Origin of the sequence: Streptomyces olivoverticillatus, from assembly GCF_014203555.1 — a bacterium.
GTDB classification, from domain to species: domain Bacteria; phylum Actinomycetota; class Actinomycetes; order Streptomycetales; family Streptomycetaceae; genus Streptomyces; species Streptomyces olivoverticillatus.
The window spans coordinates 1-14,918 of record NZ_JACHJH010000002.1; the positions used below are offsets into that span (position 1 = coordinate 1).

Consider the following 14,918-nt stretch of genomic DNA (forward strand, 5'->3'; position numbering starts at 1 on the left):
GGGACCGTGTGGGAGAGTAGGACGCCGCCGAACTAATTGTGATGAGAAGGCCCTGGCAGGGATACTGCCGGGGCCTTCTTGCATTTCCGGACCAATATCCCGGCCCCGACCCAGGTGCCTGGCCGCCGCCGGGGGATTGCGATATCCCGCAATCCCCCGACCTGCAATTCCCCGAAACGAATACGCGGAACTTCTCTATTCGTTCCCTGCCGCACGGGCGAGTTCAAGATCAAGAGATTCGCGACGGATTCGCTGGTCCATGTAGAGCAGCGCAGTCACTCCCGCCGTAAACGGCAGCGTAATGGTGGAGGCGATGGTGTCGCCGATACCCGCGATGATCAAAGAATGCCAGCTCATAGAGCTTGCCGCGGTGTTCGTGCCGGTCACGACAGGCCCAAAGAGGCTGAGCGGAGTCTGAATGGCTGCGGACACCATCGATACGAGCAGTGCGGCCAGAATCTGTATCCCAAAGATGCGCCACCACGTACCGCGTACCAGCTTTGCGGAACGGCGGAGAGAAGCGAACACGCCCTGCTTCTCGAGCATGAGAGCCGGCGCTGCCAGGCTGTAGCGGATCCACAACCACGCGGCCGCCACGATCCCCGCCATGCCCCCGAGGGCCAGCACGGGCGCCCCCGCCTCCTCCGAGCCGGCCGCGAAGAGCGCCAGCCCCGGTGCCATGCCCGCCGCCAGGATCGCGCCCAGGAGCAGCGGAAGCAGGCAGAAGAGCCCGGCCATCTGCCCCAGCCGAGGCCGGGTGTCGCGCCACGCCTCACGTGTGGTGACTTCGCGACCCAGCACCGCGCGGCTCACCACGATCGTGAGAACCCCGGCCGCGATGATCGAGCCGACGAATCCGACGACGCCCGCGAGCGCCAGGCTGCTCATGCTGTCCTTGAAGGCATGCAGGACCTCCCGCGGCGTTGCGGGGTCCTTGAGGCTCTCCAGGCCCGTCGCGTCCCGGAACCACAGCCCCGTGACCAGCGTGGCCGCGGTCTGTGTGACAGCCGCTACCGCCAGCGAAACACCGAGCGCCGGCCGCCAGTACTTGCGCGTGGTGTTGATCGCCCCGTCCAGGATCTCGCCCAGTCTGAGCGGACGCAGCGGGATCACACCCGGCTGGGGTGCGAGCGGCTGCGGAGGGATCCACTGAGGACCGCCCCAGCCGCCTTGCGGGTTGTTCCAGCCGCCTTGCCCGCCGGAGCTGTCCGCGCGTGCCCGGTTCCAGCCCGGAGAGTCGTTCATTCGTGTGCGCTCCTTCTCGGGGCCCGCCCCCGCCAGGCGTCGGCGAGCCATTGCCAGCCAGCATCGTGTCACGGCGCCGTTCGGGGCCCCGGGGGCGTACGGGCGCCCGCCGCCGGGCTCGTACGGGGGAGAGGGCCAAGGGCGACCTTCAATAGTTGCTGTGTGCGGGGCAGACTGGACCAATGGCTGATCAGTACGCGGCTCAGAACGCGGCATCCGTGGCCCACACCGACTCCTCGCTCGTCCCCGCCCTGCGCTGGGAGGAACTTCCGGAAGGCCCCGTGCTCGTCCTCCTGGACCAGCGCCGACTGCCGTCCGAGGAGGTCGAGCTGGTCTGCACGGACGTACCGGCCCTGGTGGACGCCATACACACGCTTGCAGTGCGCGGCGCGCCCCTGCTGGGGCTGGCAGGGGCGTACGGGCTGGCGCTGGCGGCCGTCCGGGGCTTCGACGTGGAGGAAGCGGCCGAGAAGCTCGCCTGTGCCCGTCCCACAGCCGTCAACCTGGCATACGGCGTCCGGCGCGCCCTGAGTGCGTACCGCAACGCCCTGAAGGGCGGTGCGGACCTCACGGGCGCGGCTGCCGCCGCGCTGGAAGAGGCGCGGGCGCTGCACCGCCAGGACGCCCAAGCCAGCGCCCGAATGGCCGCGCACGGCCTCGATCTGCTGAAGGAGCTGCTGCCCGGCGGCGGATACCGGATGCTGACCCACTGCAACACCGGAGCCCTGGTCTCCGGGGGCACGGGCACGGCGTTCGCCGTGGCGGGAGCGGCACACCGGGCCGGCGAGCTGCGGCGGCTGTGGGTGGACGAGACGCGCCCGCTGCTGCAGGGCGCCCGGCTGACCGCGTACGAGGCGGCCCGTGCCGGAATGGCGTACACGCTGCTCACGGACAATGCCGCGGGCTCGCTGTTTTCCGCGGGAGAAGTGGATGCGGTGCTGGTCGGCGCGGACCGGATAGCCGCGGACGGATCCGTGGCGAACAAGGTGGGCAGCTATCCGCTGGCGGTTCTGGCCCGCTATCACCACGTTCCGTTCCTCGTCGTCGCCCCGACCACAACGATTGATCTTGGTACGCCCGACGGTTCGGCTATTGAGGTGGAACAGCGGCCGGGACACGAGGTGACCGAGTTCGCCGTGCCCGGTGTGCCGGAAGGGGGCAGCGAGGCGGGTACGGGAGTGGCTGTCGCGCCGCTGGGGACACAGACATACAACCCTGCGTTTGATGTCACACCGCCGGAGTTGGTGACCGCGATTGTCACGGAAAACGGTGTTCTTTCACCCGTGACGGAGGCGGGTTTGGCGGAGCTGTGCGACGGGTCACGATCGGGTAATGGGATGATGTCGATATGAAGGGACGCGTCCTTGTCGTCGACGACGACACAGCACTGGCCGAGATGCTCGGAATTGTGCTTCGTGGTGAGGGTTTCGAGCCGTCGTTCGTAGCGGATGGCGACAAGGCACTTGCTGCTTTCCGGGAGGCCAAACCCGATCTTGTATTGCTCGATCTGATGCTTCCCGGCCGGGACGGCATCGAGGTCTGCAGACTGATCCGGGCCGAGTCGGGTGTGCCGATCGTGATGCTGACCGCCAAGAGCGACACGGTCGATGTCGTGGTCGGCCTGGAGTCGGGCGCGGACGACTACATCGTCAAGCCGTTCAAGCCGAAGGAGCTAGTGGCCCGCATCCGGGCGCGGCTGCGGAGGTCCGAGGAGCCCGCGCCGGAGCAGCTGACCATCGGTGACCTCGTCATCGACGTCGCCGGGCACTCGGTCAAGCGGGACGGGCAGTCGATCGCGTTGACGCCGCTGGAGTTCGACCTGCTCGTCGCCCTGGCCCGCAAGCCGTGGCAGGTGTTCACCCGTGAGGTGCTCCTGGAGCAGGTGTGGGGCTACCGCCATGCGGCGGACACCCGCCTGGTGAACGTGCACGTGCAGCGTCTCCGCTCGAAGGTCGAGAAGGACCCCGAGCGCCCCGAGATCGTGGTGACCGTGCGCGGCGTGGGCTACAAGGCGGGGCCCAGCTGACATGACGGGCGGCGGTGCCGCCCCCGAGCGGGGCGCGGGGCGGCCCGTCGAGTCGGCGGGCGGGATATCTCTCTTCCGGCGGCTGTGGCGCGCCGGAAGGCTGCTCTCCGACGGCGCGGGCGCGGCTCCGGTCCATCCGCTGCTGCGGCTGTACGTGCGCTGGGTGCGCCGGCCGCTGCTGCCCGCGATGCGGCTGTGGCGGCGCAACATCCAGCTGCGGGTGGTCGCCACCACGCTGCTGATGTCGCTCGGTGTGGTGCTGCTGCTGGGCGTGGTGGTCATCGGGCAGGTGCGCAACGGCCTGCTGGACGCCAAGCGGCACGCCTCGCAGAGCCAGGCCGAGGGCGGTTTCAAGGCGGCCAGGGAGGCCGCCGACGCCGGTGCCGACGGCCGGGGGCAGGACCCCTCGCAGTCCGGTGGCCGGGGCAGCCAGGATTCGGGTGCTTGGCTGACGGCCCTGGTGCAGCAGCTCGCCAGTGGCGGGCAGGGCGTGTACAACGTGGTGGCGCTCAGCGCGGGGGACAGCGACAGTTCGTACGCGGGCGGCGCCTATACGGCCGGCACGCGCGGGCCGAGGGCTTCGGGGGACATCGACCCCGAGCACAGCATCCCCACCGACCTGCGCAGGCAGCTGGACAGCAAGACGGGCACGTACGAGAAGCCCGGCACGGTCAAGCGCAGCGGGTCCGACGAGGGCGAGCCGGCGCTGGTGGTCGGCAAGCGGCTCTACGACGTCAACGGAAAGCCGTATCAGCTCTACTACCTCTTCCCCTTCACACAGGAGGAGAAGTCGCTCAGCCTGGTCAAGGGCACGCTGACGACCGCCGGGGTGTTCGTCGTGGTGCTGCTGGGGGCCATCGCGTGGCTGGTGGTCCGGCAGATCGTGACGCCCGTACGGATGGCCGCGGGGATTTCCGAGCGGCTTGCGGCGGGCGTGCTCCAAGAGCGCATGAAGGTCACCGGCGAGGACGACATCGCCCGTCTGGGTGAAGCCTTCAACAAGATGGCGCAGACCCTCCAGGTGAAGATCCAGCAGCTGGAGGAGCTGTCGCGGATGCAGCGCCGGTTCGTCTCGGACGTCTCGCACGAGCTGCGGACGCCGCTGACGACGGTGCGGATGGCCGCCGAGGTGATCCACGAGGCGCGCGACGACTTTGATCCGGTGACCGCGCGCTCGGCCGAGCTGCTGTTCGGGCAGCTGGATCGGTTCGAGTCGCTGCTCGCCGACCTGCTGGAGATCAGCCGGTTCGATGCGGGGGCGGCGGCGCTGGAGGCGGAGCCGATAGACCTGCGCGACGTCGTCAACCGGGTGGTGGACGGCGCGCTGCCGCTGGCCGACCGCAAGGGCAGCAGGCTGCTGGTGCGGGGCGCCGAGCAGCCGGTGATCGCGGAGGCGGACGCCCGGCGTGTGGAGCGCGTGCTGCGCAACCTGGTCGTCAACGCCGTGGAGCACGGCGAGGGACGGGATGTGATCGTGCGGCTCGCGGTGGCGGGCGGGGCGGTCGCGGTGGCCGTGCGCGACTACGGCGTGGGGCTCAAGCCCGGCGAGGCGACGCGGGTGTTCAACCGCTTCTGGCGGGCCGATCCGGCCCGTGCGCGTACGACCGGCGGTACGGGGCTCGGGCTGTCGATCGCGGTCGAGGACGCCCGGTTGCACGGCGGCTGGCTGCAGGCATGGGGCGAGCCGGGCGGCGGTTCGCAGTTCCGGCTGACGCTGCCGCGTACGGCCGGCGACACGCTGCGCGGCTCGCCGATCCCGCTGGAGCCGGAGGACTCGCGGCGTAACCGCGGGCTGAACGAGTCCGGGGTGCCGCTGGCACTGCCGGGGCGCGCAGCTGCTGTACCGGCGCAGGCGAGAAACGTGCGCCCCTCTGCCGATCCGACGGCGCTGCCGGGCACGGGTGCGCGCGTGGTGGCGCGCCCCGGCGGTGTGCTGGGCGACAAGGGCGCGGGGAGCGCGGGCAGGACCGGAGGCGACCGTGACCGTCAGGGGTAGAGCCGACGGGCGCGGTCGTCGGCTGCGCCGGACGCTGGGCTTTGCGGCGGCCGCGGTCAGCGGCGCGCTGCTGGCGGGCTGTGCGTCGATGCCGGACAGCGGGGACGTGACCTCGGTCAACTCCTCGCAGCGCGCCGACGCGGACGCGCAGGTGCGCGTCTACGGGGTGCCGCCGAGCAAGAACGAGCAGCCGCAGGAGCTCGTGGCGGGCTTCCTGGAGGCGACGACCAGCGACGACCCGGACTACGACACCGCCCGGATGTACCTGGCGAAGAACGTGAAGCGGCAGTGGGACCCGTCGCAGTCGACGACGGTGCTTTCGCAGATGCCGCAGGTGCGGGTGGAGGCGGAGCGCAGCGGCGGCGACCGCGACCAGGCCTACACGGTCACGCTGACCGGCAGGCAGGTGGCGACGGTGGATGCCAAGCACGCGTACACCCCGGACGAGCGTCAGTACAAGGCGGAGCTCCACCTCGCGCGTGAGGGCGGCGAGTGGCGCATTGACGCGCTGCCCGGCGGACTGGTGCTGGGTGTCTCGGACTTCCAGCGCATCTATCGGTCGGTCAATAAGTACTACTTCGCCGAGCTGGGGCCCGGGACGGCTTCCGGCGGCGCGAGCCAGGACCGTATGCGCGCGGTGCTCGTCGCCGACCCCGTCTACCTGCGCAAGCGGATAGACCCGGTGACGTCGACGGTGAAGGCGCTGCTGGACGGGCCCACCACCTGGCTGGGACCGGTGGCGGCCACGGCGTTTCCGACCGGCACGCGCGTGGAGGACCAGCGGCTCACGCTGGACGACTCCAACGCCCTGAAGGTGCGACTCAACGACCGGGCCGCGGGCGTCAACCAGGAGCAGTGCCTGCGGATGGCCGCGCAGACGCTCTACACCGTGCAGGAGTCCGCCAAGGTCACCGACGTGACGCTGCAGCGCAAGGACGGCTCGCGGCTGTGCGTCCTGGGCAAGGAACAGGCGAAGTGGTACGCCCCTGATCACACGGCCGGGCAGCCGGACCGCCAGTACTTCGTGGACGGGCAGCACCGGCTGGCGAGTCTGGCGGACGCCGACGACAAGCCGCGTCAGGTGCCGGGGCCGCTCGGCGACGGCGGCGTCCAGCTGCGGTCGGCGGCCGTGGACCGCTCCGAGCGCCGGGCGGCGGGTGTCTCCGCCAACGGTCAGTCGCTCTATGTGGCGGCCCTGCAGCAGGGCGGTGCGCTGGGGGATGCTCGGCTGAGCGTCCACGAGACGGCGAAGGCGGGGCTGACGGCCCCGAGCTGGGACGGGCTCGGTGACCTGTGGGTCGCCGACCAGGATCCGGAGCATCCGCGGCTGCTGCGGCTGCCGAGCGGTACGGGCACGCCGGAGGAGGTCCGGGTGCCCGGACTCGACGGCGGACGGATCACGGGGCTGCGGGTCGCGGCGGACGGCGTGCGCATTGCGCTGCTGGTGACCAAGGGCGACCGGACGGCCCTCCGGCTGGGCCGGGTCGAGCGCGGCGGCAGTGCGGCGCGGCCTGACCTGTCGGTCCAGGAGCTGCGGTCCGTGGCGCCCCGGCTCGAGGACGTCGACGCGGTGTCGTGGGCAGGCGGCAGCCGGTTGCTGGTGGCCGGCAGCGAGCAGGGCGGTCTGCAGCAGCTGCAGTACATCGACACCGATGGATCGCTCTCGAACAGCTCGGCGCTGCCCGGGATCACCGGGGTGCGCGCCGTCGCGGCGTCGGAGAACCCGGTCAAGGCGCAGGCGCTGGTCGCCGAGGGCGACGGCGGGCTCGTGCGGCTGCTGCCGGACGCGAACTGGAAGCTGGTCACGAGGGACGGTTCGGCGCCGGTCTATCCGGGCTGACGCGGCCTGGCCGCCCATGGGGTCATGGTGGTGTTTCTTGCCGCCGTGGCGTTGCGTGGGTGTGGCGTCGCTGCAGGTCGTGGGTGTGGCCGGAGGTTATCCACAGGGGTGGCGGGGCCGGGCCGGCCGGGGGACAGTGGATCCATGCGCGGGTGGTGGCAGGAGATTGCCGGTCTGGTACTCCCGGCCGATTGCGCGGGGTGCGGTCTGCCGCGGTCCGTGCTGTGCGAAAGGTGCCGCGGGGAGCTGTACGGGCGTGGGCCGCGGCGGGTGCGGCCGGACCCGGAGCCGGTGGGGCTGCCACCCGTGCATGCGGCGGCGCCCTATGCGGAGAGTGTCCGGTCGCTGCTGATTGCGCACAAGGAGCGGGGAGCGCTGGCTCTGGCGAAGCCCCTGGGCGGCGCGCTGGCGGGCGCGGTGCTGAGGGCGGGGCGTGTACACACGGGCCCGGGCGTGCGGGACCGGAGGGGCCCATTGCTGCTCGTGCCGGTGCCTTCCGCGCGGTACGCGGTGGCCGGGCGGGGACACGACGCGGGGCGGCGGGTGGCGTGGGCCGCCGCCGGGGTGCTGCGAGGTGCCGGGTTCCCGGTCCGGGTGGCCGCGGTGCTGCGGTTGCGGCGGGCGGTGGCCGACCAGTCCGGCCTGGACGCCCGGCAGCGGAGGCTCAATGTGGCAGGTGCGATGGGGGTGGCACGGGGTGCGGAGCGGCTGTGGCGGCAGGGCGAGCCGGTGGTGCTGGTGGACGACTTGATGACGACGGGGGCGACGCTCGCGGAGGCGGCGCGTGCGGTGTCCGGGGCAGGCGGGCCGGTGGTGGGTGCGGCCGTGGTCGCCGCCCCCTGGCGGACTTTCGAAAAGCGGTCGGAACCGACCGGGAAGGCGCAGCGTTCCATAGGCAAACGGCAGGAAAACACCTGAATGGAGGTACGTTGCGGTAGGGGGTACCGACAGCCTTCCGAGCGAGATATGTTCGGTTGTGAGGAATGGCGCAAGCTATGCCTCATATCTCCGAATGGCGCGTTTCGCGTGCCTTCGAAGAAGCTTGTAGCAGCTTGAGGAAGGTTCAAGAAGCGCGCGGTCGGTGGGATGTAGATCTTGTCGACGGGGGAGGAGGAGGTGAAAACCGCCTAGTCGGTGGCTCCGGGTACCCCCGGGGCTTGATGCAAGAGGGATGCGCTCCGCACCTTCGGCGGGGCGATCCGGGAACGGAGTTCTGCGTGGACATCGTCGTCAAGGGCCGCAAGACAGAGGTGCCCGAGCGGTTTCGCAAGCACGTGGCCGAGAAGCTGAAGCTGGACAAGGTCCAGAAGCTCGACGGCAAGGTGATCAGCCTCGACGTGGAGGTGTCCAAGGAGCCCAACCCCAGGCAGTCCGACCGCTCCGACCGTGTGGAGATCACCGTGCGTTCCCGTGGACCGGTGATCCGGGCGGAGGCCGCAGCGACGGATCCCTATGCCGCGCTCGACTTGGCCGCGGCCAAGCTGGAGGCGCGGCTGCGCAAGCAGCACGACAAGCGCCACACCCGCCGGGGCAACGGACGCATTCCGGCGAGCGGCGTCGCGGTGACCGTGGGTGCCGCAGAGCTCAACGACAGCGGTCAGCTCACCACCGAGCAGTCGTCCGGCGGGGTGCCGGTCACGCACATCGGGCCGCTGGAAGTCCGGGGCGAAGGCCCCCTGGTGGTCCGCGAGAAGACCCACACCGCAGCCCCCATGACACTCGACCAGGCCCTCTACGAGATGGAGTTGGTCGGTCACGACTTCTACCTGTTCGTCGACTCCGATACCAAGCTGCCCAGTGTCGTCTACCGGCGGCACGCGTACGACTACGGCGTCATCCACCTCAACGCCGACCCGCTCTTCGAGGCGGAGCCCGGTGGTGCAGGCGGGGCGCTCGGCGGCTGAGCCCCCAGGGCGAGCCGCGCAGCCACCCGTGACGTGCCCCGGGAGCACGCGGTGCTCCCGGGGCACCACCGTGCGGCCATCGAGCACCGACCGGTGGCCAGGGCATGGAATCATGGCCGTGCGGCCAATCGCCGGTGGGCCGGAACCGGTTGGGGTGGCGCAGCAGTGTGCAACCGCGAGGGGCCATGGCCTTCAGGGGGAGGAACAATGGCGGACAGGTTCGGGCCCGTACTCGTGCCCGGCGAGGAAGACGACGAGGGCACCCGCACGGACCGGGGTGCCACCCGCGAGGAGCCCATCAGGGTCCTGGTCGTGGACGACCACGCGCTCTTCCGCCGCGGCCTGGAGATCGTGCTGGCCCACGAGGAGGACATCCAGGTCGTGGGCGAGGCCGGGGACGGCGCGGAAGCCGTGGACAAGGCTGCCGATCTGCTGCCCGACATCGTGCTGATGGACGTGCGGATGCCCAAGCGCGGCGGCATCGAGGCCTGCACCTCCATCAAGGAGGTGGCTCCCAGCGCGAAAATCATCATGCTGACCATCAGCGACGAGGAAGCCGATCTCTACGACGCCATCAAGGCCGGGGCCACCGGCTATCTCCTCAAGGAGATCTCCACCGACGAGGTGGCGACGGCGATCCGGGCGGTTGCGGACGGCCAGTCCCAGATCAGCCCGTCCATGGCGTCCAAGCTGCTCACCGAGTTCAAGTCGATGATCCAGCGCACCGACGAGCGCCGGCTGGTGCCCGCGCCCCGGCTGACCGACCGTGAGCTGGAAGTCCTCAAGCTCGTGGCCACCGGGATGAACAACCGTGACATCGCCAAGGAATTGTTCATCAGCGAGAACACGGTCAAGAACCACGTCCGCAACATCCTGGAGAAGCTGCAGCTGCACTCCCGGATGGAGGCCGTGGTCTATGCGATGAGGGAGAAGATCCTGGAGATCCGCTGACCCCGGCCCCGGCCGCCCGTCCGGCCCGGGGATCCGCTCAGCCCAAGGCGTCGACGAGAGCCGCCGCCAGCTTCGCGTCGTCGCAGCGCTCCACGCGCACGGCGTCGCAGCCCACCCACTCCGCCGCCTCCCACAGCGCCCGCGCCATGGGTGCCACCGCTTTCGGCCCTTCCAGCGACACCTGCCGGGCCACCAGCGTCTTCCCCTCCCGCGCCGGATCGACCCGGCCGACGAGCCGTCCCCCCGACAGCAGCGGCATCACGAAGTACCCATGTATGCGCTTGGCCTTGGGCACGTACGCCTCCAGCCGGTGGGTGAAGCCGAAGATCCGCTCGGTCCGCGGGCGGTCCCAGATCAGCGAGTCGAACGGCGAGAGCAGGGTTGTGCGGTGCCGTCCGCGCGGCTCGGCGGCCAGCGCCTCGGGGGCCGCCCACGCGGGCTTGGACCAGCCCTCGACCTCCACCGGCACCAGCCCGGTGCCCTCCAGGACCGTGTCCACCTGTTCGCCCTTGAGCCGGTGGTAGTCCGCCAGGTCCGCGCGCGTCGCCACCCCCATCGCCGCACCGGCCTGGGCGACCAAGCGCCGTATGCACTCGGCGTCGTCGAGGTCGTCATGGAAGAGGGCGTCCGGCACTGCGCGCTCGGCCAGGTCGTAGACCCGCTTCCAGCCGCGCCGCCGGGTGCACACCACCTCGCCCGTGTCGAGCATCCACTCGACCGCGATCTTCGTCTCGGACCAGTCGTACCACTCGCCGCCGTTCTTGGCGCCGCCCAACTCCGTTGCCGTCAGCGGGCCCTCGGCCCGCAGCCGGTCGCGGACGGCCGCGCAGGAGCGCTCGACGTCCTCCAGCACGTGCCAGCGGTGGCCGCGGGCCTGCCGTGCCCGGCGCCGGAAGGCGAAGTGCGGCCACTCCTCGACCGGCAGGATGCAGGCGGCGTGCGACCAGTACTCGAAGGCGTGGTCACCGCTCCAGTACGCCTCCTCCACCGCGCTTCGCGGCACGGCCCCCAGCCGTGCGTAGGGCACCAGTTCGTGCGAGCGCGCCAGCACCGAGATCGTGTCGAGCTGGACCGCGCCCAGCCGCCGCAGCACCCCGCGCGCCCCCGACCGCCGGTCCGGGGCGCCCAGCAGGCCCTGGGCGCGCAGCGCCAGCCGCCGCGCCTCATCGGCGGAGAGCCGGACCTCGGCCTGGGGCGCGGGGCCGTTACGGCTCGTCGTACGGACCTTCACCGGTGCGGCAGTTGTCATACCGAGCACCCTAGAGGCGGCCACTGACAATGCCCTTCGGCGGCCGCGCGGGGATCAGCCGCGCTCGGGGTACGGCAGGTAGGGGGCCGGCGTCGGCAGCCCGAGGTCCGAGGGCAGCAGGGCGCCAACCCAGGCGTCGCGGCGCGTCCCGGCGTAGGGGATCTTCGCGCGCATGGTGCCCTCCATCCGGAAACCCACCTTCAGGGCGACCGCGCGGGAGCCTTCGTTGCCGGCTTCGGCGTACCACTCCATCCGCTCGATGCCGAGATCCTCGAAGGCCCAGCGGATCACCTCGCGCGCCGCCTCCACGGTGTAGCCGCGGCCGCGCGCCTCCTTGGCCGTCCAGTAGCCGAGCTCGGCCTGGCGTTCGGGGCCGGGCAGCTGGAGCCGTACCAGAGCCATCGAGCCGACGAGCCGGCCGTCCTCACGGCTGAAGAGGCCGAAGGCGTACACCGAATCGTCGCGCCACCCGTCGACGCACCGCTCCTCGATGAAGGTCCGGGCGTGTTCGAGCGTGTAAGGGGACGGGACGTTCGTATAACGCGAAATATCCGGATCCTGGCAGGCGGCCTGCAGCGCCGTCACGTCGGACGGGACGAAGGGACGGAGCAGCAAACGCTCCGTGGTCAGGGATATCGGCTCCATGTGCGGAGTGTAGGGAGCCGCTTCGTCAACGGTGTCCGGATTTCCGTCGCCCGGCACCTTCGGCGAGTGCCATTCGTTCTTGCTGTGGGTGACACCCGGCCTCAGGGATGACGGACCTCCCGGCGCGGTGGGGTCCTCGCTTACGATGGCCGTTGCGGCGGGGACTGTCCCGTCGTGCCCGCGCACCCCACCGTGCCCAGGCCCGACCGGCAAGGAGCCAGCCTACGTGTCCGTCTTCGGCAAGATCATGCGTGCAGGAGAAGGCAAGATCCTGCGCAAGCTGCACCGCATCGCGGACCAGGTCAATTCCATCGAAGAGGACTTTCTGCACCTCTCCGACGCCGAGCTGCGCGCCCTGACCGAGGAGTACAAGCAGCGCTACGCGGACGGCGAGAGCCTGGACGACCTGCTGCCCGAGGCCTTCGCGACCGTCCGCGAGGGCGCCAAGCGCGTCCTCGGCCAGCGTCACTACGACGTCCAGCTCATGGGTGGCGCCGCGCTGCACCTGGGCTACGTCGCGGAGATGAAGACCGGTGAGGGCAAGACCCTCGTCGGCACCCTCCCGGCGTATCTGAACGCGCTGTCCGGCAAGGGCGTCCACCTGATCACGGTGAACGACTACCTCGCCGAGCGCGACTCCGAGTTGATGGGCCGGGTGCACAAGTTCCTGGGGCTGTCGGTCGGCTGCATCCTGGCCAACATGACCCCGGCGCAGCGCCGCGAGCAGTACGGCTGCGACATCACGTACGGCACGAACAACGAGTTCGGCTTCGACTACCTGCGCGACAACATGGCGTGGTCGCAGGACGAGCTGGTGCAGCGCGGCCACAACTTCGCCGTGGTCGACGAGGTCGACTCCATCCTGGTCGACGAGGCCCGTACGCCGCTGATCATCTCTGGCCCGGCCGACCAGGCCACCAAGTGGTACGGCGACTTCGCCAAGCTGGTCACCCGTCTGACCAAGGGCGAGCCCGCGAACCCGCAGAAGGGCATCGAGGAGACCGGCGACTACGAGGTCGACGAGAAGAAGCGCACGGTCGCCATCCACGAGGCGGGCGTCACCAAGGTCGAGGACTGGCTGGGCATCGACAACCTCTACGAGTCGGTCAACACCCCGCTCGTCGGTTATCTGAACAACGCCATCAAGGCGAAGGAACTGTTCAAGAAGGACAAGGACTACGTCGTCATGGACGGCGAAGTCATGATCGTCGACGAGCACACCGGCCGTATCCTCGCCGGCCGCCGCTACAACGAGGGCATGCACCAGGCGATCGAGGCGAAGGAAGGGGTGGACATCAAGGACGAGAACCAGACCCTCGCCACGATCACCCTGCAGAACTTCTTCCGCCTCTACTCCAAGCTGTCCGGCATGACCGGTACGGCGATGACCGAGGCCGCCGAGTTCCACCAGATCTACAAGCTCGGCGTGGTGCCGATCCCGACCAACCGGCCGATGATCCGCAAGGACCAGTCGGACCTGATCTACCGCACCGAGGTGGCCAAGTTCGCCGCCGTCGTCGAGGACATCGCCGAGAAGCACGAGCAGGGCCAGCCGATCCTGGTCGGCACGACCTCCGTCGAGAAGTCCGAGTACCTCTCGCAGCAGCTGGCCAAGCGCGGCATCCAGCACGAGGTGCTCAACGCCAAGCACCACGAGCGCGAGGCCTCCATCGTCGCGCAGGCCGGCCGCAAGGGCGCCGTCACGGTCGCCACCAACATGGCCGGCCGTGGTACGGACATCAAGCTCGGCGGCAACCCCGACGACCTCGCCGAGGCGGAGCTGCGCCAGCGCGGCCTGGACCCGGTGGAGCACGTCGAGGAGTGGGCGGCCGCGCTGCCCGCCGCCCTGGAGAAGGCCGAGGCCGCGGTCAAGGCGGAGTTCGAAGAGGTCAAGGACCTCGGCGGGCTGTACGTCCTGGGCACCGAGCGGCACGAGTCGCGCCGCATCGACAACCAGCTGCGCGGCCGTTCCGGCCGTCAGGGCGACCCGGGCGAGTCCCGCTTCTACCTCTCGCTGGGCGACGACCTGATGCGTCTGTTCAAGGCCCAGATGGTCGAGCGCGTGATGGCCATGGCCAACGTCCCCGACGACGTGCCGATCGAGAACAAGATGGTCACCCGCGCCATCGCCTCCGCCCAGTCGCAGGTCGAGCAGCAGAACTTCGAGACCCGCAAGAACGTCCTCAAGTACGACGAGGTGCTCAACCGCCAGCGCGAGGTCATCTACGGCGAGCGCCGCCGCGTCCTGGAGGGCGAGGATCTGCAGGACCAGATCAAGCACTTCATGGACGACACCATCGACGACTACATCGGCCAGGAGACCGTCGAGGGCTTCGCCGAGGAGTGGGACCTGGAGCGGCTGTGGGGCGCCTTCAAGCAGCTCTACCCCGTGAAGGTGACCATCGAGGAGCTGGAGGAGGCGGCGGGCGACCGCGCGGGCATCACCGCGGAGTTCATCGCCGAGTCCATCAAGGACGACATCCACGAGCAGTACGCGGCCCGCGAGGAGCAGCTGGGCTCCGACATCATGCGCGAGCTGGAGCGCCGCGTCGTGCTGTCGGTCCTGGACCGCAAGTGGCGTGAGCACCTCTACGAGATGGACTACCTCCAGGAGGGCATCGGCCTGCGCGCGATGGCCCAGAAGGACCCCCTGGTGGAGTACCAGCGCGAGGGCTTCGACATGTTCACGGCCATGATGGAGGGCATCAAGGAGGAGTCGGTCGGCTACCTCTTCAACCTTGAGGTCCAGGTCGACCAGCAGCTCGAAGAGGTCCCCGTCGAGGAGAGCGCGGAGCGTCCGTCCCTGGAGAAGGTCCAGGACACCGTGCCCGCCGCCCGCCCGGAGATCCGCGCCAAGGGCCTCGCGGCCCCGCAGCGCCCGGACCGGCTGCACTTCTCCGCCCCCAAGGTCGACGGCGAGGGCGACACCATCGAGGGCGACTTCGTCAACGACGACACCGGCGAGTTCCGCTCCGAGGCGGACGGCATGACCCGCGCCGAGCGCCGCAAGGCGCAGAAGAACGGCGGCGGACGCCGACGCAAGAAGTAAGGCCCCAGGGCCT

The 14,918-nt window shown here is 70.2% G+C and carries 11 protein-coding genes; 8 read left to right on the forward strand and 3 right to left on the reverse strand.

Going from position 1 to position 14,918, the window contains the following annotated elements; translation table 11 throughout:
* Nucleotides 1-195: 195 nt before the first annotated feature.
* Nucleotides 196-1,245, reverse strand: coding sequence for a DUF7847 domain-containing protein (locus FHS39_RS05455; RefSeq protein WP_246469970.1), 1,050 nt, complete (start codon nt 1,243-1,245; stop codon nt 196-198).
* A gap of 182 nt (nt 1,246-1,427) precedes the next feature.
* Between FHS39_RS05455 and mtnA the strand changes: the two genes are divergently transcribed.
* From mtnA to FHS39_RS05490, 7 genes are all read left to right on the forward strand, one after another.
* Complete coding sequence (gene mtnA, locus FHS39_RS05460; RefSeq protein WP_045932736.1) at nt 1,428-2,597, forward strand: S-methyl-5-thioribose-1-phosphate isomerase; 1,170 nt, start codon at nt 1,428-1,430, stop codon at nt 2,595-2,597.
* Nucleotides 2,594-3,271 (forward strand): two-component system response regulator MtrA, encoded by a 678-nt coding sequence (mtrA, locus tag FHS39_RS05465; protein WP_010356958.1) that lies wholly within the window; start codon nt 2,594-2,596, stop codon nt 3,269-3,271. The genes mtnA and mtrA overlap by 4 nt, the downstream gene beginning before the upstream one ends.
* A gap of 1 nt (nt 3,272) precedes the next feature.
* Nucleotides 3,273-5,267: an MtrAB system histidine kinase MtrB gene (mtrB, locus tag FHS39_RS05470; protein WP_184346798.1), complete on the forward strand. Its 1,995-nt coding sequence runs from the start codon at nt 3,273-3,275 to the stop codon at nt 5,265-5,267.
* Nucleotides 5,251-7,107 (forward strand): LpqB family beta-propeller domain-containing protein, encoded by a 1,857-nt coding sequence (locus FHS39_RS05475; RefSeq protein ID WP_343069378.1) that lies wholly within the window; start codon nt 5,251-5,253, stop codon nt 7,105-7,107. The genes mtrB and FHS39_RS05475 overlap by 17 nt, the downstream gene beginning before the upstream one ends.
* 483 nt (nt 7,108-7,590) lie before the next feature.
* The gene (locus tag FHS39_RS25980) at nt 7,591-8,025 is read left to right on the forward strand and encodes a ComF family protein (protein WP_425507739.1); all 435 of its coding nucleotides are present in this window, start codon (nt 7,591-7,593) and stop codon (nt 8,023-8,025) included.
* A 299-nt stretch (nt 8,026-8,324) separates the two neighbouring features.
* On the forward strand, nt 8,325-9,011 hold the full coding sequence (gene hpf, locus FHS39_RS05485) for a ribosome hibernation-promoting factor, HPF/YfiA family (RefSeq protein WP_045932738.1): 687 nt from the start codon (nt 8,325-8,327) through the stop codon (nt 9,009-9,011).
* 207 nt (nt 9,012-9,218) lie between these two features.
* A complete protein-coding gene (locus FHS39_RS05490; RefSeq protein ID WP_045932739.1) occupies nt 9,219-9,962 on the forward strand; it encodes a response regulator in 744 nt (247 codons plus the stop codon).
* A 37-nt stretch (nt 9,963-9,999) separates the two neighbouring features.
* Here the strand turns inward: FHS39_RS05490 and FHS39_RS05495 are convergent, their stop codons facing one another.
* Together FHS39_RS05495 and FHS39_RS05500 are read right to left on the reverse strand one after the other, a co-directional pair.
* On the reverse strand, nt 10,000-11,211 hold the full coding sequence (locus tag FHS39_RS05495; RefSeq protein WP_184346802.1) for a winged helix-turn-helix domain-containing protein: 1,212 nt from the start codon (nt 11,209-11,211) through the stop codon (nt 10,000-10,002).
* 54 nt (nt 11,212-11,265) lie between these two features.
* The gene (locus tag FHS39_RS05500; protein ID WP_184346804.1) at nt 11,266-11,856 is read right to left on the reverse strand and encodes a GNAT family N-acetyltransferase; all 591 of its coding nucleotides are present in this window, start codon (nt 11,854-11,856) and stop codon (nt 11,266-11,268) included.
* Between the two features lie 226 nt (nt 11,857-12,082).
* On the opposite strand from FHS39_RS05500, the gene secA reads away from it, so the two are divergent.
* Nucleotides 12,083-14,905 carry a preprotein translocase subunit SecA gene (gene secA, locus FHS39_RS05505; protein ID WP_184346814.1) on the forward strand — a complete coding sequence of 941 codons (2,823 nt, stop codon included), beginning with the start codon at nt 12,083-12,085 and terminating at the stop codon, nt 14,903-14,905.
* Nucleotides 14,906-14,918: the final 13 nt, after the last annotated feature.